Annotated in this window: 21 protein-coding genes; 14 read left to right on the forward strand and 7 right to left on the reverse strand. The window is 64.5% G+C overall.

The genetic code is table 11. The features are described 5' to 3' along the window. Window positions 1–45: 45 nt before the first annotated feature. Together BN2156_RS16665 and BN2156_RS16670 are read right to left on the reverse strand one after the other, a co-directional pair. The gene (locus BN2156_RS16665) at window positions 46–933 is read right to left on the reverse strand and encodes an SDR family NAD(P)-dependent oxidoreductase (protein ID WP_090516154.1); all 888 of its coding nucleotides are present in this window, start codon (window positions 931–933) and stop codon (window positions 46–48) included. Beyond that, on the reverse strand, window positions 930–2855 hold the full coding sequence (locus BN2156_RS16670; RefSeq protein ID WP_090516155.1) for a flavin-containing monooxygenase: 1926 nt from the start codon (window positions 2853–2855) through the stop codon (window positions 930–932). Before BN2156_RS16670 ends, BN2156_RS16665 begins: the two co-directional genes overlap by 4 nt. A gap of 103 nt (window positions 2856–2958) precedes the next feature. On the opposite strand from BN2156_RS16670, the gene BN2156_RS16675 reads away from it, so the two are divergent. The 9 genes from BN2156_RS16675 (at window position 2959) to BN2156_RS16715 (ending at window position 12413) form a co-directional block, all read left to right on the forward strand. Further along, the gene (locus BN2156_RS16675) at window positions 2959–4545 is read left to right on the forward strand and encodes an acyl-CoA synthetase (RefSeq protein ID WP_090516156.1); all 1587 of its coding nucleotides are present in this window, start codon (window positions 2959–2961) and stop codon (window positions 4543–4545) included. Window positions 4546–4556: 11 nt separating this feature from the next. Next, the gene (locus BN2156_RS16680) at window positions 4557–5663 is read left to right on the forward strand and encodes a zinc-binding dehydrogenase (protein WP_090516157.1); all 1107 of its coding nucleotides are present in this window, start codon (window positions 4557–4559) and stop codon (window positions 5661–5663) included. Window positions 5664–5675: 12 nt separating this feature from the next. Continuing rightward, window positions 5676–7106: an aldehyde dehydrogenase family protein gene (locus tag BN2156_RS16685; protein WP_090516158.1), complete on the forward strand. Its 1431-nt coding sequence runs from the start codon at window positions 5676–5678 to the stop codon at window positions 7104–7106. After that, window positions 7103–7882, forward strand: a complete 780-nt coding sequence (locus BN2156_RS16690; RefSeq protein ID WP_090516159.1) for a crotonase/enoyl-CoA hydratase family protein — start codon at window positions 7103–7105, stop codon at window positions 7880–7882. The genes BN2156_RS16685 and BN2156_RS16690 overlap by 4 nt, the downstream gene beginning before the upstream one ends. Beyond that, complete coding sequence (locus tag BN2156_RS16695; protein ID WP_235625377.1) at window positions 7879–8997, forward strand: acyl-CoA dehydrogenase family protein; 1119 nt, start codon at window positions 7879–7881, stop codon at window positions 8995–8997. Before BN2156_RS16690 ends, BN2156_RS16695 begins: the two co-directional genes overlap by 4 nt. Further along, entirely contained in the window at window positions 8994–10055 is a 1062-nt protein-coding gene (locus tag BN2156_RS16700) for an acyl-CoA dehydrogenase family protein (protein WP_235625378.1), read from the forward strand. The genes BN2156_RS16695 and BN2156_RS16700 overlap by 4 nt, the downstream gene beginning before the upstream one ends. Window positions 10056–10124: 69 nt before the next feature. Then, entirely contained in the window at window positions 10125–10610 is a 486-nt protein-coding gene (locus BN2156_RS16705; protein ID WP_090516161.1) for a polyketide cyclase, read from the forward strand. After that, window positions 10607–11470 (forward strand): SDR family NAD(P)-dependent oxidoreductase, encoded by an 864-nt coding sequence (locus BN2156_RS16710; protein WP_090516162.1) that lies wholly within the window; start codon window positions 10607–10609, stop codon window positions 11468–11470. Before BN2156_RS16705 ends, BN2156_RS16710 begins: the two co-directional genes overlap by 4 nt. A gap of 1 nt (window position 11471) precedes the next feature. Then, the gene (locus tag BN2156_RS16715) at window positions 11472–12413 is read left to right on the forward strand and encodes an alpha/beta hydrolase (protein ID WP_090516163.1); all 942 of its coding nucleotides are present in this window, start codon (window positions 11472–11474) and stop codon (window positions 12411–12413) included. Window positions 12414–12424: 11 nt separating this feature from the next. On the opposite strand, the gene BN2156_RS16720 is transcribed toward BN2156_RS16715, so the two are convergent. Genes BN2156_RS16720 through BN2156_RS16735 form a run of 4 tightly spaced genes read right to left on the reverse strand, consistent with a single transcriptional unit; the run spans window position 12425 to window position 16729 of the window. Next, window positions 12425–13435 (reverse strand): zinc-dependent alcohol dehydrogenase, encoded by a 1011-nt coding sequence (locus BN2156_RS16720; RefSeq protein WP_090516164.1) that lies wholly within the window; start codon window positions 13433–13435, stop codon window positions 12425–12427. A 50-nt stretch (window positions 13436–13485) separates the two neighbouring features. After that, on the reverse strand, window positions 13486–14235 hold the full coding sequence (locus BN2156_RS16725; RefSeq protein WP_090516165.1) for an SDR family NAD(P)-dependent oxidoreductase: 750 nt from the start codon (window positions 14233–14235) through the stop codon (window positions 13486–13488). Then, on the reverse strand, window positions 14232–15482 hold the full coding sequence (locus BN2156_RS16730; protein ID WP_090516166.1) for an MBL fold metallo-hydrolase: 1251 nt from the start codon (window positions 15480–15482) through the stop codon (window positions 14232–14234). The genes BN2156_RS16725 and BN2156_RS16730 overlap by 4 nt, the downstream gene beginning before the upstream one ends. After that, window positions 15482–16729 (reverse strand): sulfotransferase family protein, encoded by a 1248-nt coding sequence (locus tag BN2156_RS16735; protein ID WP_090516167.1) that lies wholly within the window; start codon window positions 16727–16729, stop codon window positions 15482–15484. Before BN2156_RS16735 ends, BN2156_RS16730 begins: the two co-directional genes overlap by 1 nt. A gap of 58 nt (window positions 16730–16787) precedes the next feature. Here BN2156_RS16735 and BN2156_RS16740 point away from each other — a divergent pair, with 58 nt between their 5' ends. From BN2156_RS16740 to BN2156_RS16750, 3 genes are all read left to right on the forward strand, one after another. Beyond that, entirely contained in the window at window positions 16788–17714 is a 927-nt protein-coding gene (locus BN2156_RS16740) for a helix-turn-helix domain-containing protein (protein ID WP_159402845.1), read from the forward strand. 9 nt (window positions 17715–17723) lie between these two features. Next, window positions 17724–17960 carry a nuclear transport factor 2 family protein gene (locus tag BN2156_RS16745; protein WP_308208263.1) on the forward strand — a complete coding sequence of 79 codons (237 nt, stop codon included), beginning with the start codon at window positions 17724–17726 and terminating at the stop codon, window positions 17958–17960. Window positions 17961–18039: 79 nt separating this feature from the next. Further along, window positions 18040–19029, forward strand: a complete 990-nt coding sequence (locus tag BN2156_RS16750; protein ID WP_090516169.1) for an LLM class flavin-dependent oxidoreductase — start codon at window positions 18040–18042, stop codon at window positions 19027–19029. Window positions 19030–19046: 17 nt separating this feature from the next. Here BN2156_RS16750 and BN2156_RS16755 read toward each other — a convergent pair whose 3' ends face one another. Continuing rightward, entirely contained in the window at window positions 19047–19937 is an 891-nt protein-coding gene (locus BN2156_RS16755; RefSeq protein WP_159402846.1) for an LLM class flavin-dependent oxidoreductase, read from the reverse strand. 230 nt (window positions 19938–20167) lie between these two features. Here BN2156_RS16755 and BN2156_RS16760 point away from each other — a divergent pair, with 230 nt between their 5' ends. Both BN2156_RS16760 and BN2156_RS16765 read left to right on the forward strand, forming a co-directional pair. Continuing rightward, the gene (locus tag BN2156_RS16760) at window positions 20168–20710 is read left to right on the forward strand and encodes a TetR/AcrR family transcriptional regulator C-terminal ligand-binding domain-containing protein (protein WP_090516171.1); all 543 of its coding nucleotides are present in this window, start codon (window positions 20168–20170) and stop codon (window positions 20708–20710) included. 128 nt (window positions 20711–20838) lie between these two features. Next, the gene (locus BN2156_RS16765) at window positions 20839–21915 is read left to right on the forward strand and encodes a hypothetical protein (RefSeq protein ID WP_090517427.1); all 1077 of its coding nucleotides are present in this window, start codon (window positions 20839–20841) and stop codon (window positions 21913–21915) included. Window positions 21916–21977: the final 62 nt, after the last annotated feature.

Below are 21977 nucleotides of genomic sequence, written 5' to 3' on the forward strand. Positions count from 1 at the left end.
TAATCGCACCGACCACCGACAAAATCGGCGCCGAACAAACCGCTACTACACCCCCGCGGGCAGGATGTTGGGGTTGGCCGATGCCGGCGGCTGCAAGCGCGGCAATACGGTGCTGCCGTCGAGTGAGTGCACAGCCAGATGCTGCGACCAGGGATAGTGCAGGCTGAACGCCACCAGTCCAGTGCGCTCGGCTGCGGGCAGGTGACACATCGCCAGGACCGTTTCGGCCAGGTATTCAACAGGTTCGGTCGGAAAGCTGTCCGGAATCAGAGATGCCGCCCCGGGAGTGCGGATTGCGGTGGACGGTCCAACGCAGTTCACCGCGATATTGGCGTCGAGCAATTCAGCGGCAACGCCTTGGGTGAGCCGATGGAGCGCAGCCTTGCACGACGCATAGATCACGTCGCCGGCAGTCTTGTTGTAATCCCGGTAGGGCCGGACCGGGGCCACTCCGGTGACCGAGCCGATGTTGACGATCCAGCCGGCACCCCGTTCGCGCATATGTGGCACCGCGGCTTTCGTCAAGGCAAATGGTGTCTTCAGATAGTGCTCGACGGTGCGGTCGAAGGTCTCCACCGGCATGTCCTCGACTATCGAATAGTCGGCATAGCCCGCGTTGTTGACCAGAATGTCGATCCGGCCGGTGCGCTCAACCACCGCTCCGATCAGGCCGTCGCGGGCGGCGCTGTCCTCCAGGTCGGCGGCCAGCCCGAAAGCCGACCCGCCGGCCCGTTCGATGAGCTCCACGGTTTCCTCGATCGTGCCCGGGATCGCCTCGGTGATCCCTGCCCGCGTGGACGGTGTGGGGGTATAGGCACGTGCGGTCACCGCGACCGTAGCGCCTTCCGCTGCCAAGCGCTGAGCGATGGCGCGTCCGATGCCGCGACTGCTGCCGGTCACCAACGCAGTTCTGCCGGAAAGCATCTGACTCATCGGAGCACGAAATCCTCTTCGATCGGCGCCCGGTGTTGCTGCCACATGTCCACCAGCCGGAACGGTGTGGCCACCACAACGCGACCCGACCCTGAGCGGTAGTAGGTGTGGGCGTTGGGCGTATGGCACCAGACCGTGCGCTGCATCGCCTCGTCTATCCCCGCGACGTACTCGTCGTACGCACGTTGGGTGACCTCCATCGTCGACGCCCCGCGCAAGGCCATCAGTTGCAGACATTCCATGATGTAGTGCGCCAACACTTCCATCGAGAAATTGGCACCTGCACCATGGCCCGGGCTGTAGTTCGGTGCCGAGGTGATGAACAGATTCGGGAACCCTGCAACGGCACCCCCGCGATAGGCACGGGGGCTGTCGCCCCATTCCTGGACCAGAGTCCTGCCGTCGCGGCCCCGAATATCGATGGTGGACAGGAAATCCAGGTGATAGCCGGTGGCGTAGACGATGACATCGAGGTCGATCTGACGGCCGTCGGTGGTGACGATGCCGCTCTCGTTGATCTGGGCGGGCTCACTGGCTTCGACGTCGACGTGGTCGCGGGTCAAGGCAGCGTAGTAGCCACCGGGATCGCGGATGATCCGTTTGCCGTACGGAGCGAAATCCGGCGTCACCTTCCGCGCCAGTTCGGTTCCGGCGCCGAAAGTCTGGTCGATGTAGTCGAGACACATCTTCAGCAGGACGTCATTGGCCGGCGAGATCGACAGGTGGGTCTCAGACCACTCAGGGTCCCGCAGAATGACCGGGTAGTTGTTGTCCGCGGTCCCCCAGTACGACTTGAGTCGGTGCCACATCGCGTAGTAGGGCAGCGTCTTGCCCAGATAACGACGATGTTCGGGGACTTCGTCGGAAAGGCGCCTACGCGGGGCGACCCAGTGCGGTTGACGCTGGAAGACCGTCAGGTGCTCCACCTCGTCGACACAGGCGTCGACGATCTGCACGGCTGTGCAACCTGCGCCGACGATGGCCACCTTCTTGCCTGCCAGTTCCAGTGCAGGGTCCCACTGGGCGGAGTGAATGCTGGTGCCGGCGAAGGTGTCTCGTCCCTCGATGTCGGGAAGTCGCGGTCGGTTGAGATAGCCGGCCGCGGTGACGACGACGGTCGCGTAGTCGATGCTCCGGGTTCCGTCAGCGACACGGGAGTGGATCTGCCACTGCTGACGCTGCTCGTCCCACCACAGTGCCTCCACCTCGGTGCCGAAGCGGATATGGCGACGCAGGTCGTGTTTGTCGGCCAGCGAGACAAGGTAGGCCTGGTACTCCGCGCCCTGCGGATAGTAATTCGACCAGTCCGGGTTCACCTCGCGCGACAGCGAGTAATACGCCGATGGCGTATCCACCCCGATGCCCGGATACGTTGTGGTCAACCAGGTGCCACCCACCTCATCGTTGCGGTCGAAGATCTCGAACTGCACCCCCTCTTCGGCAGCGGCCAGCGCAACCGCGATACCAGCGATACCGGCGCCGATGATCGCCACGGTGGTGGACGATGGAATCGGCGTGGTGCGCGGCAGCGTCGGGTGCGACGGCCGGAAACCGCCTTGCTCAAGCAGCAGATCCACGTGCTCGTCGTCGACAGCACCACCCAGCGCGACCGGCAGCAACCTGACGAAGAAATCACGGTCATCGACAGCCACTGCGTCGGCCCCCCGGGGACGGCCGAGCGCGGCGATGATCTCGTCGGCCAGCTCCTCTGCCGTCCGCGGATCAGTCGTCCCGGCCCGCTCGGGCGGGTCCGGAACGTGGTCAACCTTGGCGGCATACCGATCGATGACCGACGGGTCACCCGTCATCTGCGCCAGCACCGCGACCAGAACACCGGGATCGGCCTTCAGAAGGTGGGCGCGCAAGACATCCGGGTCTGAGGCGCGATCCGCGAGTGACGACGATTCAGTGGTAGCGGTCATGGATTCGAGTATCGAAGGATTCAACTGCCTGCCGCGCCCACCCTGTCTACTGAGCGGGAGACGAACCACCGCGCCGGCCGGTATCACGCCTACTCTCCGCTCCATGCACTCTGACGACCTTGCCGCCGTCATCGCCCAGGCTCGCAGCCACAGCCTGGCCGACATCCCCCGGCGGTCGGCACGCAAGCAACCGGGCAAGACTGCCATCGTCGACGGCGACGTCGTCCTTAGTTTCGCCGAGTTCGATCATCTGGTGGACCGAGCGGCCGCCGCGTTGCACGAGAACGGGTTGCTTCCGGGTGACCGGGTCGCGCTGCTGTCGCGCAACTGCTGGCAATACGCCGTACTGACCTTCGCCACTGCCCGCGCCGGCGTTGTCCTTGTGCCGGTCAATTTCATGCTCACACCAGAAGAGGTTTCGTATATCCTCGGCCACAGCCGGGCGGCAGGATTCATCGTCGAGGCCGAGCTCATCCCCGCAGCCGAGCAGGCGATGCAGATCGATTCGGTGGTACGGACCAAGGCGGCGCTGGTCCCGGAAGGGCAGTCAGGTCCCCCGGGATGGACCGATTTCGCAGACTGGCTGACCACCACCACCGCCACCCCTGACTGCCGCCTCGACGACGACCAGCTGATGCGGCTGATGTACACCAGCGGCACCGAATCACGTCCCAAGGGCGTCATGCACAGCAGCCGTAGCTTGATGTGGCAGTACATCAGCACCATCGTGGCCGGCTCGATGTCCGGCGACGACGTCGAGATCCACTCCCTGCCTCTGTATCACTGCGCGCAGTTGGACAACTTCCTGGCCACCGACATCTACCTGGGTGCCACCAGCATCATCCTGCCTCGGCCGGATCCGGAGCTGGTACTGCGGACGATCGAGCGCCACGGCGTCACCAATTACTTTGCGCCACCGACGGTGTGGATCAGCCTGCTGCGCTGTCCGGTGTTCGACGAGGTCGACCTGTCCAGCCTACGCAAGGGGTACTACGGCGCCTCACCGATGCCGACCGAGATCCTGCACGAGATGCGCAGGCGTCTACCCAACCTACGGCTGTGGAACTTCTACGGCCAGACCGAGATGGCGCCCCTTGCTTCTGCGCTGGGACCTGATGAACAGGACGCTCATGCGGGGGCTGCGGGCCGGCCGGTGGTCAACGTCGAAACGGTCATCCTCGATGAGAACGACGTCCCGGTGGGAGCAGGGACGGTCGGCGAAATCGCCCACCGCAGCCCACATTTGATGCTGGGATACCTCGACGACGAGGACAAGACCGCCGAGGCTTTTACCGGTGGCTGGTTCCATTCCGGGGATCTCGGCTTCTACGACGAACACGGCCTCCTGCATGTCGTCGATCGCAAGAAGGACATGATCAAAACCGGCGGTGAGAACGTCGCCAGCCGCGAAGTCGAAGAAGTTCTCTATCGACACAATGGGATTGAAGAAGTCGCGGTGTTCGGAGTGGCACACCCGGTCTGGGTGGAGGCCGTGGTCGCCGCAGTGGTAACCCGGACCGGGGCCAGCCTGTCCGAAGAAGAAGTCCTGCGTCACTGCCGTGAACATCTCGCCGGCTTCAAGACTCCCAAACAGGTGTTCTTCGTCGACTCACTGCCGAAGAACCCCAGCGGCAAACTGCTCAAACGTGATCTGCGGCAGCGTTTCGGTCTCGAATTCACAAGCAACTGAAGGGATACACGATGTACAAGGGACGGATCGCGCGATTCGACGAGCCCGGCAAGCCATTCCAGATCGAAACCGTCATGTTGCCCGAGGTCGGGCCCGGCGAAATCCTGATCCGGGTCCTGCGGACGAACATCTGCGGTTCAGATGTACATGCCTGGCATGGCACCTTCGCCACGCGCGGCTTGGGTGGACAGCTACCGACCGTGTTGGGTCACGAGATGGTGGGCGCTATCGAGGTGCTGGGCGACGGGGTATCCGCCGACTCCAACGGCAAACCCTTGGCCGAAGGCACGCGAGTGGTGTTCCCCTACTTCTACTGCTGCCACACGTGCCGTAACTGTCTGGCGGGGCGCCGTAACGCCTGCCTCAACCTGAAAATGGCGATGCTGGGCCGAGCCGACGAGCCGCCCTACTTCGTCGGCGGCTACGGCGACTACTACCTGCTCCCGGCCGGCGCAGTGGTCTACACCGTCCCCGACAGCGTGGGCGACGACGTCGCTGCCGGCGCCAATTGCGCTCTGTCACAGGTCATGTATGGCCTTGAACGTGTCGACCTGCAACTCGGTGAGCACGTCGTGGTCCAGGGCGCAGGCGCGCTGGGCCTCTATGCGGTCGCGGTCGCCAAGGCGCGCGGGGCGGCCAACGTGATTGCGATCGATGGCGTGGCAGAACGTCTGGAGCTGGCCACCGCTTTCGGTGCCGACTCGGTGATCGACCTCAACGAGGTGTCCACACCCCGCGACCGCGCCAAAACCGTGCGCGCGCTGACAGGCGGCCACGGCGCCGACGTGGTGGTCGAGGTCGTCGGGCACCCGTCAGCCATCGACGAGGGCCTGCAGATGCTCGGCCAGTTCGGCCGCTACGTCGAAATCGGCAACATCAACATGGGCCAGACGTTCGCGTTCGACCCGTCCCGCTTCGTATTCACCAACAAGACCATGGTCGGGGTCTCCCTCTATGACCCGGCGGTGCTGTCGCGCGCGTTGACGTTCCTCGAACGGCATCAGCACCAGCTGCCATTCGAGCGGCTTGCCGCGGCGTCGTACTCGCTCGATGACATCAACCAGGCATTCGCCGCGGCCGACGGCAAGCGCGATGTCCGCGCCAGCATCACGCCCTAGACACAGTTGAGGATGACCGTGCCCAATTTCGAACACGACACATTGTTCATCGATGGCCAGTGGGTCACACCGTCCGGGAGCGGTGTCATCGACGTCGTCGACCCGGCAACCGAGGCCGTCATCGGCCACGTTCCCAATGGCGATGTCGCCGACGTCGACACTGCGGTCGCCTCAGCTCGCAGAGCATTCGACCCGTTGATCACCGTTGCCGAACGCAAGGACCGACTGCACCGGGTGATCGACGCGATGGAGAAGCGACTGCCCGACATCGCCGATCTCATCACTGCCGAGATGGGCGCCCCGGTTCGCATCGCCCAGACGGTGCAGACACAGGTGCCGCTAGCGGTGGCCAGAGGCTTCGCCAAGGTGCTGGATACCTTCGAATTCGAAGAACGCATCGGCAACTCGCTGATCCTGCGAGAGCCCTACGGCGTCGTCGGGGCCATCACGCCGTGGAACTATCCGCTCTATCAAGTGGTCGCCAAGGTGTTGCCGGCCATCGCCGCGGGATGCACCGTCGTACTCAAACCCAGCAACGAAGCTCCCCTGTCCGTGTTCGCGTTCGTCGAGGCATGCGAAGAGGCCGGGCTGCCGCCCGGGACCATCAATGTCGTTTCCGGTCCGGGTCGGGTCATCGGTGAGCGTCTGGCGTCGCACTCCGACGTGGATTTCGTCTCGTTCACCGGGTCCACCGGTGTGGGGGCACGTGTCGGCGAACTGGCCGGTCAGTCGATCAAGAAGGTCGCACTAGAGCTCGGCGGCAAGTCGGCCAACGTGATCCTCGAGGGCGCCGACCTGGCCACCGCGGTCAAGGTCGGCGTCGGCAATGCGTTCCTCAACGGCGGGCAGACCTGCATGGCGTGGACCAGAATGCTTGTGCCGCAGAAGCTTTACGGCGAGGCTCTCGACCTGATCGAGGGTGCGGTGGCTCGCTACACCGTCGGAGATCCGAGGGACCCCGCCACGAGGATCGGGCCGTCGGCGTCACGCTCGCAGTTCGACACCGTTCGCGGCTTCATCGAGCGTGCGCAGCGCGATGGCGCCCGACTGCTGGCCGGCGGCGCCGAGCCGATCCGGGACGTCGGGTTCTTCCTTGCACCAACGGTGTTCGCCGACGTGGATCCCGATTCCGAACTCGGTCAGGAGGAAGTGTTCGGTCCGGTATTGGCTGTGATCCCCTACTCCGGCTCCGAGGACGCACTTCGCATCGCCAACGGCACCTCCTATGGGCTGTCCGGCGCGGTGTGGGGCGCCACCGACGACGATGCGATTGCCTTCGCCCGCGGGGTGCAGACCGGTCAACTCGACATCAACGGCGGCGCCTACAACCCGGCAGCTCCGTTCGGCGGCTACAAGAAGTCCGGCATCGGCCGGGAGCTGGGCCGGTTCGGGTTCGAGGAATACCTGCAGACCAAATCGCTTCAGCTGAAGGAGCGCTCGTGACTACTTCGCCGCTGGACGTCCAGACCGACGGTCCGGTGCAGATCTGGACTATCACTCTTCCCGACATCGGCAATGCCATCACCGGCAAGGACATCATCGCGGCGTTCGAGACCGGCGTGGATGCAGTCAACGCTGACAACTCCGTCGGTGCGGTCATCCTCACCGGTGCCGGAAAGATCTTTTCGGCCGGCGGCAACGTCAAAGAGATGGCCGACCGGCAGGGCATGTTCGGACTCGACGCCATCGACCAGCGGCGGGCCTATATCGATGGGATCCAACGGATCCCGCGTGCGCTCGGGCGACTTGAGGTTCCACTGATTGCCGCGGTCAACGGTGCCGCCATCGGGGCCGGCGGTGACCTGGCCATGATGTGTGACATCCGGCTTGCCTCCGAGCGGGCCTCATTCGCCGAGAGCTTCGTGCAGCTCGGCCTCATCCCGGGCGATGGCGGCACCTGGTTCCTCCCTCGCGCCATCGGCTACGCCCGCGCCGCCGAACTGACGTTCACCGGCGAACGGATCGACGCTGCGACGGCTCTGGAATGGGGGCTGGTCAGCCGGGTGGTCCCTCATGACGAACTACTGAGCGCGGCGCGTGCGCTCGCGGACCGGATTGCGGTCAATCCACCGCACGCGCTCCGGATGGCCAAGCGCCTGTTGCAGGAATCGATTACCGGCTCCCTGGAGTCCACGCTCTCCATGGCGGCGGCGATGCAGCCACTGGCCCATCACGACGCCGAGCACCAACAGCGCATCGCGAAGTGGCGGACATCGTGAACGACGCACACCTGGACCAGCTACGCCGGGAGGTCCGCAGCTTCCTCGCCGAGCAGTTGGCCGCCGGTACGTTCACGCCGTCGGTCGATTCCTGGCTGTGCGGCTGGGACGAGAACTTCACCGCAGCCCTGGCCGAGCAGGGCTGGCTGGGCATGACGGTCCCCGCACACTACGGCGGCCATGGCCGCTCGTTTCAGGAGCGGTTCGTGGTGACCGAGGAGCTGCTGGCCGCAGGCGCCCCGGTGGCGGCCCATTGGATCGCCGACCGCCAGATTGTGCCGTCGCTCCTGAAATACGGGACCGAGGAACAGAAATCCACGTTCCTTCCCCGCATCGTGCGAGGCGAGTGCTTTTTCGGAATCGGCATGAGCGAGCCGGATTCAGGCTCTGATCTCGCCAGCGTCCGCACCCGTGCGGTGCGCGCCGAGGGCGGCTGGTCGATCACCGGCACCAAGGTGTGGACGTCGGGAGCGCATCGCGCGCATGCGTTCATCGTGCTGGCCCGCACCGAACCAGTGGATCCGGCGCACCGCCATGCCGGACTGAGCCAGTTCATCGTCGACCTGCACGCGCCGGGGGTGGAGGTCCGCCCCATCGTGTCGATGAACGATGGCCATCATTTCAACGAGGTCGTCCTCGACGAGGTGTTCGTCCCCAACGCCAGGGTTTTCGGCGAGATCGGCAACGGCTGGGCACAGGTGACTTCGGAGCTGAGCTTCGAACGCAGCGGCCCCGAACGATTCCTGTCGACCTTCCCGCTGCTCAGCCAGGGCATTGACCTTATTGCCGGCCAACAGGGGTCCCCCGATGGCGAGCTCGGGCGCCTGGTGGCGCGGGTCGCCGGTCTGCATCACATGTCGACCGCGGTGGCCGGTGCACTACAGCGCGGTGAGACTCCCGACGTGCCCGCGGCAGTCGTGAAGGTTCTCGGAACCACGGTCGAGGGCGACATCGCCGACTACGCCGACCTGCGGACCGGAGACGATACGCAGGCGGAACCGGGATGGGGCCATCTGGTGTCCACTGCAGTGGACCAGCGCCCCGGTTTCACGCTGCGCGGCGGTACCAACGAAGTGCTGCGCGGTGTCATCGCGCGCGGATTGGGTATGCGATGAACACAACCGAACTCGCCCCGAGCCCGCCATCGACCGTGGATCCCGATCTGGCGGCCATGATCGACGGCGTCTTCTCCGACTACCGCAAGACTGCACCCACCGCGCGCCCGGGCGAGCGCATCACGTACGACCGCGCACTCTGGCAGCGACTCCATGCACTCGGGCTGGTCCGGCTGACCGGTACCGAGGAGTCCGGAGGAAGCGGTGCGAGCTGGTTCGAGGCCGCTGAGTTGCTCAGTGCCGCAGTTCGTCACGGCGTTCGCATCCCACTGGCCGAACACGACTTGCTCGCCGGCTGGCTGCTGGAAACCGTAGGCCTGCCGATCGACGACGCGGTGCGGACGGTGTCCATGGCACCGCGCGACGGCGACTCCACCACATCTGTGCCCTGGGCCGGTGAGGTGGAACGGATCGTCGTCCTCCGGCCGACCGGCGACCAGTACCAGCTCACCGACGTCGACCCTGCCGACGTTGTGGTCGAGCCCGGCACCAACTTGATCGGCGAACCACGCGATACCGTCCGTGTCGACACCGCAGGGATCACCGGTTATCCGGTACCCCACGAACTGGTGAGCCAACTCCGTCGCAAGGCTGCGTTGATACGGGCGATCCAGGTGTGCGCGGCTCTCGAGCGTGCAGTCGCGGTGTCCATCGAACACGTGGCGTCACGTGTTCAGTTCGGACGTCCCTTGAGCAAGTTCCAGGCGATTCAGAACCTGATTTCGGATGCAGCGGCAGAGTCAGCGCTGGCCCGGGCCGCCACCGAAGCTGCGCTGCACACCGCCGTCGGAACTGGATGGCAATCAACACATCTCGACTTCCACATCGCGACCGCACGATCATGTGCCGGGCACGCCGCCTCGGTGGTCACCCGCAACGCACACCAGGTTCACGGCGCGATCGGTACCACCCACGAACATCGACTGCACACCTACACCCGCGCCGCGCTGGCCTGGCGGTCGGAATTCGGCTCGGTGCGCTTCTGGGACCAACAGGTTGCCTCGGCAGCCGTTGCGGCTGGCGGCAGGCAACTCTGGGCGTTGATCGCCGGCCATTAGCGGTTTCTGTGTTCCGCTGACCGGTCAACGGTGGTGTTACCGGCGCCACATCCCGGGTTGACTGCCGGCATGAGCAACGAGATCACCCTGCCTGACGTCCAGGAATTCATCTCCGGCTTCTGGTTCCACTACGACCAGGGCCACTTCGAGGAATTGGGCCCCCGCATCGGGGACGAGATGGAGTACCTGAGTCGTTCAGACTCCGGGGCGTGCCCGTTCGAGGACCTGCTCGCCGCCGAGTTGCACGGCAAGGCCGAAACTTTGGCCTGGCTCATCGAGCACCGCAACGTGAATCCGTACCCGTGCCGCCATCACATCACCAACGTGTACCGCACGGGAACCGACGGCGGGGTCACCAACGTCCGGTTCTATCTGTTCGTCAACCAGATCACGAACAATGTTCCGTTCGCGGTGTCAAGTGGAGTCGTCGATGCCGGCATCCGACGTTCGGCAGACGGTCTGGTCTTCACCTCCATGAAAGTCGTGCTCGACGCCGAGGACTCGGTGCCGCTCGCCGAGCACACCGCCAAGGCCGCGGCTGCGCAATCCGCGTGAGCGCCCGAGAGATCTTCAGTGGCGGCGTCGCCGTCATCACGGGAGCCGGCGCCGGAATCGGCGCCGGCCTGGCCCGGTACGCCAGCCAGTTGGGTATGACGGTGGTTTTGGTCGACGTCAATGCCGAGGCCATCGCGGGCCTCCGCGAAGAAATCGACGCCGCAGGCGGAGCGGCGACCGACGTGGTCTGCGATGTGCGTGATGCCGCCGCGATGCAGGAACTGGCCGATGATGTCTGTCGCAATCTTGGACCGGTGCGACTGTTGGTGAACAACGCAGGCATTGAGCAATTCGGATACCTTTGGGACACCCCGGTTTCCAACTGGCAACGCGTCGTCGACATCAACATCAGTGGCGTGTTCCACGGCATCAGGGCGTTCCTGCCGAAGATGATGGCCACGGACGCCCCGGCATGGGTATGGAACCTGTCCTCGATCGGCGGTGTCGCCGTGGTTCCATTGCAGGCGCCCTACATCATGAGCAAGCACGCGGTACTCGCACTGACCGAATGCCTGCATCTGGAAGTGCGGTCCGCCGGGCACGACCACCACCTGCACGTCCAGGCGGTGTTACCGGGTGCCGTGGTGTCGAGCATCTTCGAATCCGCGGGCGGGGTAGACACAGGAGACACCGGCGCGGCCGAAGGACAACGCACCGCGATGCTCGACATCAAGGCCGAGGCGATGGACCCGCTGGCCGCGGCGGAGGTGGTGTTCGACCAGGCCGCCGAAGGCCGGTTCTACCTGCTCACGCAGCCCGACTACGTCGGGTCTGCCATGGCGGAACGGGCTCGCGTATTGAGCAACCAGGAAGCGCCCCGTTTGCGGACTGAGCGCCGCTTCGACCCGGCAAAGAACTGAAATGAATTATCCACCACTTGATCCCGATGCCGCCGCACGGGTGGCATCGTTCGGCGAGATAGCTCCCATGCGGTCCCGCGGCCTCGCCGCCGTCCGTGAGGGCCTGGAATCCGCACCCCTTCCGGAGATGCCGCCCATGGCCGGCATTGAAGACATGAAGGCCAGGGGCCCGTCCGGTCCGATACCGCTACGCCTCTATCGGCCCAGCCGCGAGCCCCGCCTACCGGTGCTCGTGTACCTGCACGGCGGCGGACTGGTGATGGGCTCCAACCATTCGTTCGAGCCCCTCGCCCGTGAATTGGCGTGCGCCAGCGGCGCCGCCGTCGCGGCTGTCGACTACCGGCTGGCACCGGAAGCTCCGCCACCGGCCCAATTCGACGATTCCTATGCCGCCACCGAATGGGTTGCCGCCAACGCCGATCACCTCGGTCTCGACGCCGACCGGCTAGCCGTAGTCGGAGACAGCGCCGGCGGATCACTGGCTGCCGCAGTGGCATTGGCGGCCCGCGATCATGCCGGTCCGCGAATCTGCGTCCAGGTGCTGCTGTACCCCGGCCTCGACCGCGACATGGGCGCAGATTCGATCACAGCCATGCCGGCGTCGCCGCTGCTGCGCAACGAAGACATCGTCTACATGCACGAATTGGTCGACCGCAGCGGCGGAGTGCCACGAGACCCCTATCAGGTTCCAGCCTATGCGACCGACCTGAGCGGCCTGCCGGCGGCGATCGTCGTCACCGGGGAGTGCGACCCGATCCGGGATTGGGGTGAACGTTACGCCGCCCGGTTGCGTGACGCCGGAGTCCAAACCACCGTCACGCGTTATCCCGGTATGTATCACGGCTTTCTGATGCGCTCGGATGCCACCGCGCGCGGCCGATTGGCCTTGGCCGAGACCGGCGCGTTGCTGCGGGCGAAGTTCGCGCACCCCATTTCGTTCTGAGGGCCAGTTCCTCAGTCGAAGGTGACGACGATCTTGTCGGCAGCGCCCGGGGTGGCAGCCAGGCCCAAGGCTTTGTCGACATCGTCGAATCCGAAGGTATGACTGACGATCACCGCGTACTTCTCCCAGTCCGCAACAATGTCGCGGGTGACCTCGAAAATCTCGGTCGGATACCCCATCGAACCGATGATCGTTATCTCGTTGCTCATCACGTTGATCAGGTCCACTGTTACCGGTTCCTTGTGTACCGCAACCACTCCCAGCTTGGCGCCTCGCTTCGCCAACCCCAAGGCGCTGTCGATCACGGCCGGAACACCCGCGGCGTCGAGGTATACATCGGTGCCCGCCTTACCCGGCCATACGGAGTCGCCGGACCCGTGAAGCTGGGTCAGCCTGGCAGCAAGATCGTCCTCGGCGGAGTTGATCACCGCGTCGGCACCGACTTTGAGAGCCTTGTCCAGCCGGGCTGGGAGCACATCGACCACGACAAGGTGGCCTACCCCTCGTGATTTCAACGCGATCGCCGCACCCAACCCGATGGGACCGGCGCCGAAGACGACGATCTTGTCAGCCGGACCAGGCGCAACCTGGTTGACCGCATGCCGGGCAACGGCCATGGGCTCGTTGAGTGCAGCGACCTCGAACGGCACGTAGTCCGGGATGACTTCCAGGCTCTTGCCCCGGACCGCATCGCGGACGAGCAGCAGCTCTGCCAGAGCTCCACGCGCACCGCCATTTCCGATGATGTCATCGGGCGAAGCCATCGGATCGACAACGACGTGATCCCCGACCGCGAGATCGGTCACATCGCTGCCGACCGCGACGATCTCGCCCGCGGGCTCGTGTCCCAATGGCATGGCACCCTGATGCGGAGGCAGGCCACCGATCGAGATGTAGAACGCGTCAGTTCCGCAGATCCCGCACGCCCGTATCTTCACCAAGACGTCCGTTGGCCCCACGGTCGGGTCGGGCCGTTCGACGACATCGGTGTGGCCCGGGCCGTCGACGATCGAAATCTTCATATGCGCTCCTGGTGGTTGGGTAGTTGACGGAATGTTGAGGCCGCAGGCCCCTACTGCACGCTGTAGCCGCCGTCGACGACGAAGGCCGAGCCCGTGCAGTACGACGCACTGCGGGTGCACAGAAACAAGATGGCATCGGCAATCTCGGTGGGAATTCCGAAGCGGCCCAGGGGAATGTGGTCGACCTGCGCCTGCTTCACCTCGGGGACGTAGTCCATCGGAGCAGTCATCCGTGTCTCGATCACCCCGGGCGCCACCGCATTGACCCGGATTCCGTCAACCGCCCACTGTGCCGCCAGATTACGGGTCAGTGACAGCACACCCGCCTTGGCCGCGCCATAACCGGGCACCATTGCCACGGCACGAATTGCCGCCATCGACGCCAGCATCACTACGCTGGCCCCGCCGGCAGCTGTCGAGCTCTTGAGGGCGCCGTGCAGCGCTGTCGTCAGCCGAAACGGAGCCAGGAGATTGACGTTCACCGAAGCCTCGAAGCCCTGGGCGGTCGACTCGTCGAGACCGCCCGGGAAGTTTGCGCCGGCGTTGTTGACGAGGATATCCAGGTTCGAGAACTCGGCGGCGAGCTCACCGGTTCGGTCCACATCCGTCATGTCGAGCTGCCGATAGGTCAGGCCGTCGAGTTCCACTGCGTAGTGGGAGGGATCAGGTTTGGTGCCCGTGACGGTCACCTCGGCGCCGGCGTCGCGCAACCGCAGCGCCGTGGCGTGCCCGATACCGCTGGTGCCACCGGTGATCAGCGCGGTAGCACCGGTGAAGTCGAAGGTCAGGTCGTTCGTCAAGACAGCTCCTTGATGTTTTCTCGCAGCCAGGCGGATTCCCAGAAGTTGGTGCTCTCTTCGAGCAGTAGTTCGTGTGCTCCGCGCAGAACGCCGATTGCCCCGGCATGGTCCCTCTGCACGGCGGTGACCATCTCGGCGAGCCGGATCGAGTTGACCGGGTCACCGTCCTCGAGCAGCGCACGGGCCCGTTCCACCAGCGCGTCGGCGCCGGCGAGTTCGACCAGATGTGCTGAAATTGGTTCTACTGCATCGGGATAGAGCTCGGCTGTCGATTGGTGGTGGAACCAGCCGGCGTAGTTCTCCCAGATCGCGCGGACGTTCCAGCTCACCTTGCCATAGCCCTGTCCGACTTCCAGCTCGGGCGGCAACTGCACTTCGCGCATCAGGGTGCGGACGTCCTTGCCCTGGTTCATGCCGGACACGGTCTCGTCGTGGATGAAGGCCACAGCGTCGCGAAGCCTGCCCAGTTCCCAGGCGATCCGTTCGCGGCCCGAGATGGGCCCAAAGTGACCGGTCAGCAGAACCTCGGCTCCGAGTGCCCGGACCCGCTCAATCGAATCGATGACGGTCAGCGCGTCGCGATAGCGGTCGCCGCGCATGGTCACCAGGTTCGGAATATGGCCGAAGAGCGCCCCGAAGACGTTGCCGCACAGGCAGATCTTCTCGTCGGGGAGCCACACCACCAGACTGTCCGTTGTCTCTCCGCCGGGAGTGGCGAGCAGTTCCAGGCGCCGACCGCCCAGCGACAATTCGAGTCGGTCCTCGACGGTGATCGTCGGGGTGGGCACACCTTGAGGAGGCGGTGGGCCGCCGAAGCGCTTGGTCGAGTAGGCAATGGCAGACATCACCTTTTCGACCCACGCGAACGCTGAGTTCGCGGTTCTGAAGGGTGCCAGCAGTTCGTTGTCCCGTCGCCACGTCACCCAGTCCGCATGCGCGATGACCTCTGTTCCGGGGTCGCTCAGCACGTCGATACCACCCACATGGTCGACGTGTCCCTGGGTGAGGATGACGTAGCGAATCGGCGCCGAATCGACCGCGTCATAGTTCGACCGGTGTACTTGCGCTTCGAAACCCATACCGGTGTTGACGACGATCCTGCCCTCACTGGTTGGGATGAGGAAAGAGTTCGACAGACCCGGAGACCACCAGATACCGGGGACAACCTCCTGTGCGGCAGGGGCATTCGCGCCGACAATCGAGTCGGCCCCCGGGCGGCTGCGGTAGATCGGCTCGAAATCGCTCATCATTGTTCCTTCCTGACGTCGAAACGCTCGAAATAGAAGTCGAATCGGGAACGGATGTCCTCAGGTGACCGGCCGAAGTGGCGTTCGAGTTCGTAGCGCATTCGTCCGTGCTTTCCGCGCGGATTGCCGTCGAGGTAGGCACCAAATGCGGCCTTGGCCTCATCGGTCATGTCGGTACCGTTGTATCCGTACAGCGTTTCGAGGATTGTCAGCTCCTTTCCATTCAGGTCGTGAAAGGCGATGTCGAGGCTCTGATTCGGGGCAATGAGATCGCGGTCCCGCACACAGGCGCGCAGAAGTGTCTCGACACGATCGGTCCAGTAGTCGACCAGAGACTCGGGGTCGACGTCGTGTCGGCGGATGCGGTCGCCGTAGGCCAACATGGTTACCGCCGACTGGATGACCGCAACCGGATCCCGGTGAGTGAAGGCCACCGTGGCGTCCGGGAAGGTGTTGATCAAAGGGCCCAACTGCTCACAGTGTTGTGGAGACTTCAGCACCCAGGTGCGTGGTCCCCGCAGGAAGGTCAGCGCCTTCAGGGTCGTGCGCAGGTATGCGTAATGCTCGTTCTGATCGAGTCCGAAGTAGAAATCGCGCCACGAGGGCACCCGTGCGTGCCATTCCAGGACGTAGCTGGCGAAGTCGAGGTCCAACAGCTCGACTTCCTCTTCGATGGCCGCGGGAAAGCGGTCGTGCATCGCTTGAAGCAGCGGGACCATGATCTGCGCCCCGTCGTGTTCCGCGGCGCAGCGGGCATATCGGGGATCAGTTCCGTCGACGGCAGGCCCCTCCCCTCTGAGCGGGAAGGGTTCCTGAGATTCCCAGTAGGGCAGCGCTCGCCGCCGACGATCCGCAGCGATGAGATTGACGAGGTGGGTCGTCCCCGAACGAGGAAGTCCCACGACGATGACGGGGCGCTCGATCTCGATGTCGTGGATCTCGGGGTGTCGGTGCAGCAGATCGGTCAGCAGCAGCCGTTGAGTGAGCAACCGAACAATTCTCTGGCGCAGGTTGATTCGATTGAGGTTCGTGTTCCCCTCGTCTGCGTCGATCGCCGCCGCATACATGTCGAGGCGGGGCCGAAAGTCATCGGACCCGAAATCGCTGACACCGGCCCGCTCCCTTGCCTCATCAATCAAGGCATCGGGAGAAAGATCTACGGATAGCTCGGCGACCTGGTCCAGAACTGCTTGCTGTGTTGCCGTCAGACGCGGCGAGACCAGATCGTCGACTGTGGTTTCCAGCATGGCCGGTACGCCTCCAGGTATTGCGATGTCGAATATTCGCTATATATTCTCCGAATATATGAACGGAAAGTTAGGCCCGTCTGTGCCTGCGGGTCAAGACCTGTCACCCCCGACCACCCGGGTGGTGGACATCGTCGAGTTGCTGTTACGGCGGCCCGCCGACGCACTCACGTTGGCCGAAATATGCCGTGAGCTGGATGTGAGCCGGTCGACCGGCCACGCGATCATGCACACGTTGTGCGCTCGCCAGTGGGCCTCGCGTGACCCGCTCAGCGGGAGGTTCTCCTTGGGACCCACACTGTCGGGCCTCGGAGGTCCCGATGGATTGCCGTCCCGTTCACTGCGTGAGCCACTTCAGCGCTTGTGCGCCTCGCTCGGCATGCCGATGTGCATCTCCGCACTCCAAGGCCGCACCATCGTCGTCGTCGAGTCCGCCGCCGCACCCGGCACCCGTGCACCCGTGCCCGCCGGTGTCCGACTTCCCTTCGTCGCCCCCTTCGGACGCGAGTTCGTCGCCTGGGCATCGGTGTCCGAACGCGCCGACTGGCTCGCCGCAACAGGTTCGGTCAACCCAGCCTTCCGCCGGCGAATCAGTCAGGTACTGGAGGAGATTCGAGTCCGGGGCTACGGCATCGAGCGTCTCAGCGATCCACTTCTGCAAGTGTTCACCGCCCTCAAGGCGCTCGACAACGGCTCGCCACCCGGGCCGTTGTCCACGCGCCTGGCCGCCGCCGTCGCAGATCTGACCGTGGTCGACCAGCTACCGACCGACGAACCGGATGCGACACCGCTGGCAACCATCTCGGCTCCGATCTTCGACAACGCCGGCACGGTCGTCATGACGGTCTCGGCGCAGCCCTACCGGAGGCTCAACCCCCAGGAACTCGAAACCGTTGGCGCCGGCGTGGTCGAGTTCGCGCGCGACGTCGAGACACTGTGCCGCTCAACGGAACATGAGTCTCCGGCACCCGTCGTCCGCTCCTAACGTTCAACCATGACCAATACCTCCGACCTGACCGCGACCATCACCGAAACGGTGAACCGGTACCTGGACCTGATAGCAGCGGGCACTGCCGACCAGATCCTCGAGCTCTTCGCCGAAGGAGCCAGCGTCGAGGACCCGGTTGGCACAACACCCCGCGTGGGATCGGCAGAGATCCGAGAGTTTTTCGCGTCCTTGGAGGCACTCGAACGCAACACCACGCTTCACTCGAACCGATCGACATCATGACCTTCGACGTAGACGGCAAGATCACCTCAGTCAGGTCCTTCTTCGCCGCACCCGGACATCAAGGCAGTAGGACGATGACATGACCGTGCCGATTCTTCGTTTCAATTTCGCCTCGCCCGGCGGTGATCCTGTCAAAAGACGTGAAATCATTTCTACTGCAATAGAAATGGCGGAATGGGGAGACCGGCGCGGCGTGGCCGCCGTCAGCATCGATGAACACCACGTCACCGGGCATGGCTGGAGCAGCAACCCGGTCATGGCGGCCGCCATGTTCCTGCAGCGCACCGAGAACCTGTTTCTGAGCATCGACTGCGCGCTGGGACCGCTCTGGAACCCCGTCCGACTGGCCGAAGACATCGCATTCGTCGACACCGTGAGCGGAGGGCGGTTGCACACGACCGTCGGACTGGGATATCGCGAGGTCGAATATGGTGCGCTGGGTGCAGATTTCAGCCAACGCGCACCTTTGATGGACCACCTGTTGCGCACCATGTTGGCAGCATGGTCCGGGGCGCCGGTCGTCGAACACGACCCGACTGCGTGCCTGGCGTCTGCCACCTGGTCCAAGCCACATCCGCCGCTCTATGTCGGCGGCGGAGTACGTGCAACCGCGCGCCGCGCCGTACGGTTCGGGCTGGGGCTCAGCCTGCCGGCACATCAGCCAGACCTGGCTCGGTACTACCTAGAGCTATGTGGGCAGGCCGGCATCGAGCCGCTGCTGATCATGCCTGCACCCGTCAATCGCGGCATGGTCTACCTGTGCGAGGACCCGGACAAGGCCTGGCACGAGTTCGGTCACCACATCCTTTGGGAAGCTGTGACTTATGGCGCCTGGTCTCGCGATCGTGCGTTGTCATCGATGCACCTGCCAGGCGTTCAAAGCCTCGAGGAAGTGCGGGCTTCGGGCAGGTACCGCTTCTTGACTCCGGACCAACTCGTCGCCGAAGTCCGCGATTGCCCGGACTACGGAGCACTGGTCCTGCACCCCCTCGTCGGCGGCATGCCGATCGACGAAGCGTGGAAGTCGTTGCAGCTACTGACCGACGACGTGTTGCCGCGGTTGACCTGACATTCGTGCCGGTCAGACTAGATACCGAGCACCTCACGCGCTCGATCTATCTCGTCGGGATCGGCGGTCGTCGGGACGAGCCTGAGCTCGTCGAGACCCGCTTCGCGCGCACCGTTCACCGCGGCAAGAAGCCCGGATACTCCGCAGTTCAGCGTCCCAGCAGTGGGGGCTGTCAGGTATGAGGCCGCCGGTCCGGTGATGGCGACATCCTGGTCCCAGAAGTCCCGTACATGCTCTCGGAGCTGGTTCTCCGGGTCTGGACCGAGCGCGAACCAGACCGGCGCCGAGAAGTGGGGCTTTTCGGTCCTGCCTGCCGCCTGCCAGGCCTGTGTCACGCGCTCGCGCTGCGCGGCCAACGCCTCAGCGTCGAAGTGAAGTGAATGCGCCGGATCACTCACGCCGACAGCCCATTGCGCGGCTCGCGCGAGGGCTTTCGGGCCGACCACACCGGCAACGAGCCGGATACCTCCGGCCTGGGCCGGCGCGGGCCCCACGGGATGGTGTCCCTCGATGGGAGGCTCTTGGGCCCACACCTTGCGCATCGCCAGAACGGCCTCGTCCATGCGCTGCCGTTTCCGGTCGAGTGCGGCGCCGACCGCAACGTAGTCCTCGTCCCACGCACCGATGCCGACCCCGAGCGTCAAGCGCCCGCCCGACAGGACATCGATGGTCGCCAGATCCTTCGCGAACAGCACCGGGTCCCGCATCGGGAGTGCCACGACGTCGGTCCACAGCCGCACGCGCTCGGTCATCGCTGCCGCGGCAGCCAGCTGCGGGACGACCGACCAGCTGTGCGGGTAGAGCAGCCGTTCGTAGGTGGCGAGGCCGTCCCATGGTCCGTCGTCGATCTTGCGGTACCACGAGAGCTCAGTCTCGCGTCCGTGCGGAAAGAGGGTCGGGAGACCCATGGTGATGTGCATGTGGTTATTTGATCAACTTGTCGCGTTAGTGCCGACGTTCATCCCGCTCAGTGGGCACCCCGACAGGCCGGCACGACCGGCGGTATGACACTCGTTGTTGTCCAGCATCATCGAGATCGAGGCACGTGAGCACTTCATCGCATCGCAGCTCGCCGGGTTCGGCATCCAGGTCACGCGTCCGACCCGGTGGTCGTAGCGAGCGGGTCCGTGATTCGGTGATGCGCGCATGCCTGGAGCTGTTGGCCGAGGGGAAGGTCGAGCTTCCGATCGCCGAGGTCGCCGAACGGTCGGGCGTCAACCGCGGCACCGTCTATCGGTGGTGGCCCACCTCGACCGAGCTGCTGACCGACGCCCTCGCATTCCACGCCCGTCATCGCCTGGATACCCCGGACACCGGCGCGTGGGAGAGCGACGTTCGCGCGCTTGTCACCCAACTCGCCTCGCTCGCAGCAGATCCCGTCGAGCGCGGAATCATGGCCACGATGATTTCCGGTCGATACCCATCACTCGACAACGCGATGATGAGCTGGTACCGAAACGACCTCCCGCATTGGCTGGCGATGATCGGGCGAGGGATCGGCCGGGGCGAGGTCAGTCGCGATGTGGATCCAGCCATGGTGCTCCAGATGATGTTGACGCCGGCCGTATCCATCTCCCTGTTCGACGGGCGAGCACTGACCCGGGACGAGATCGACTCGCTTGTGACATTGGTGTGCCGCGCCACGACGGTTCCCCGCAGCCCGGCAACCGACCCCGAGTAGCAGAACGGACCGGCACTTGCCGGTGGCGTCTTGAATTGATCTCCCGATCAGCGGTCACCGCCAAGCTCGAAGTTTCCCACTGCCGCCAGACTCGAGCGAGATCATGAAATGCCTTTGAGGAGAAGATGATGCTGACCGATGAACGGCGCCTCGAGCTGTCGGACATTCTGCGCCCCGCGGCGCCTCCACGCGAGATCACAGACGTATACACCGAGGACCAGAAGCAGCGGCTCCTCGAAGTCGTACGGACTCAAGGGCCGTGGAAGCTGATCATCGCCCAGCACTTCGCCTCCGCCGACGAGCTGATGGCCACCATGAGCGGCGCATTCCCCGAGGGATTCACCCCGTCGCTGGACCTGTTCCTCACCCCGACGTTCCGCGGTTACCTGGCCAACTACGGCACCGTTCTGTACCCCGAGCTGCATGACTGCTTCTACAACGCCGGCTTCGTCGAGCAGGCCAAGAATTACTGGAACGCCGAGTACGCCAAGCCGGAGATGATGCTGTTCAACATCAACGGCCCTTGCGCCAACCGTGATCCCGGACATCTGGACTCCCCCAGCTTCCGCGGTGTGCGTCACGAGAACGCCCCCACCTGGCTCTGCAGTGTGATGGGCAAGTCCGGTCTGTTCACCGACTACCTGATCAAGATGGCCCAGGTGATCACCTGGTTCTCCCTCGACGAGGGCTCGGGCTTCACCTACTGGCCCGAAGGTCCGCTGAAGCCACCTGCCCGGGTTCTGCCGCCGATCAACAACCGCGGCGTCGTGGTGCAAAACGAGATGATGATGCACCGCGGGGAGGCCAACGGCCCACTGGAACAACAGGTTCCAGCCGGACTGGCCTTCGACACCGTGTTCACCGGAGACCCGGCGGATCGCGACCGGTGGTTGCTGAAGAACGGCGAAGATGTGATTGCGCGCCACCACACCGACGAACTGCGGTTCCTGGTGCACTGGTCTGCCGAGGTGTTCTCCGACTACGAAGAACTCAAGAAGAACATGGACGGCTCCGACGACATCACCATCGAACGAGCCATCGGAATGATGGTCGACGATCTCAAGGGCAAAGGCATCAAACTCGAGGTGCCCAGCGAGCCCTTGCACGACCCGCAGTTCATCGGTGCCCTCAACGCCGCCTACGACCTCGGCGGTCCCAGCAGCTATCCGGACGAAGCGCCGATTTCCGCCTTCCAACTCGCCTGATCAGGAAGGGAATACCTGATCCACCGCCTGTCAGATCGCCGTGTCATCGTCACCGGCGCCGA

This window comes from Mycolicibacterium neworleansense (genome assembly GCF_001245615.1).
Taxonomy (GTDB): domain Bacteria; phylum Actinomycetota; class Actinomycetes; order Mycobacteriales; family Mycobacteriaceae; genus Mycobacterium; species Mycobacterium neworleansense.

Coding starts and splice junctions, on each gene's coding strand:
- BN2156_RS16740 (WP_159402845.1), top strand. CDS start 16,788: ATGAACGGAAAGTTAGGCCCGTCTGTGCCTGCGGGTCAAGACCTGTCA.
- BN2156_RS16665 (WP_090516154.1), bottom strand. CDS start 933: ATGAGTCAGATGCTTTCCGGCAGAACTGCGTTGGTGACCGGCAGCAGT.
- BN2156_RS16680 (WP_090516157.1), top strand. CDS start 4,557: ATGTACAAGGGACGGATCGCGCGATTCGACGAGCCCGGCAAGCCATTC.
- BN2156_RS16730 (WP_090516166.1), bottom strand. CDS start 15,482: ATGAGCGATTTCGAGCCGATCTACCGCAGCCGCCCGGGGGCCGACTCG.
- BN2156_RS16755 (WP_159402846.1), bottom strand. CDS start 19,937: ATGGGTCTCCCGACCCTCTTTCCGCACGGACGCGAGACTGAGCTCTCG.
- BN2156_RS16670 (WP_090516155.1), bottom strand. CDS start 2,855: ATGACCGCTACCACTGAATCGTCGTCACTCGCGGATCGCGCCTCAGAC.
- BN2156_RS16735 (WP_090516167.1), bottom strand. CDS start 16,729: ATGCTGGAAACCACAGTCGACGATCTGGTCTCGCCGCGTCTGACGGCA.
- BN2156_RS16760 (WP_090516171.1), top strand. CDS start 20,168: ATGCGCGCATGCCTGGAGCTGTTGGCCGAGGGGAAGGTCGAGCTTCCG.
- BN2156_RS16700 (WP_235625378.1), top strand. CDS start 8,994: ATGAACACAACCGAACTCGCCCCGAGCCCGCCATCGACCGTGGATCCC.
- BN2156_RS16750 (WP_090516169.1), top strand. CDS start 18,040: ATGACCGTGCCGATTCTTCGTTTCAATTTCGCCTCGCCCGGCGGTGAT.
- BN2156_RS16720 (WP_090516164.1), bottom strand. CDS start 13,435: ATGAAGATTTCGATCGTCGACGGCCCGGGCCACACCGATGTCGTCGAA.
- BN2156_RS16715 (WP_090516163.1), top strand. CDS start 11,472: ATGAATTATCCACCACTTGATCCCGATGCCGCCGCACGGGTGGCATCG.
- BN2156_RS16745 (WP_308208263.1), top strand. CDS start 17,724: ATGACCAATACCTCCGACCTGACCGCGACCATCACCGAAACGGTGAAC.
- BN2156_RS16765 (WP_090517427.1), top strand. CDS start 20,839: ATGCTGACCGATGAACGGCGCCTCGAGCTGTCGGACATTCTGCGCCCC.
- BN2156_RS16685 (WP_090516158.1), top strand. CDS start 5,676: ATGACCGTGCCCAATTTCGAACACGACACATTGTTCATCGATGGCCAG.
- BN2156_RS16705 (WP_090516161.1), top strand. CDS start 10,125: ATGAGCAACGAGATCACCCTGCCTGACGTCCAGGAATTCATCTCCGGC.
- BN2156_RS16675 (WP_090516156.1), top strand. CDS start 2,959: ATGCACTCTGACGACCTTGCCGCCGTCATCGCCCAGGCTCGCAGCCAC.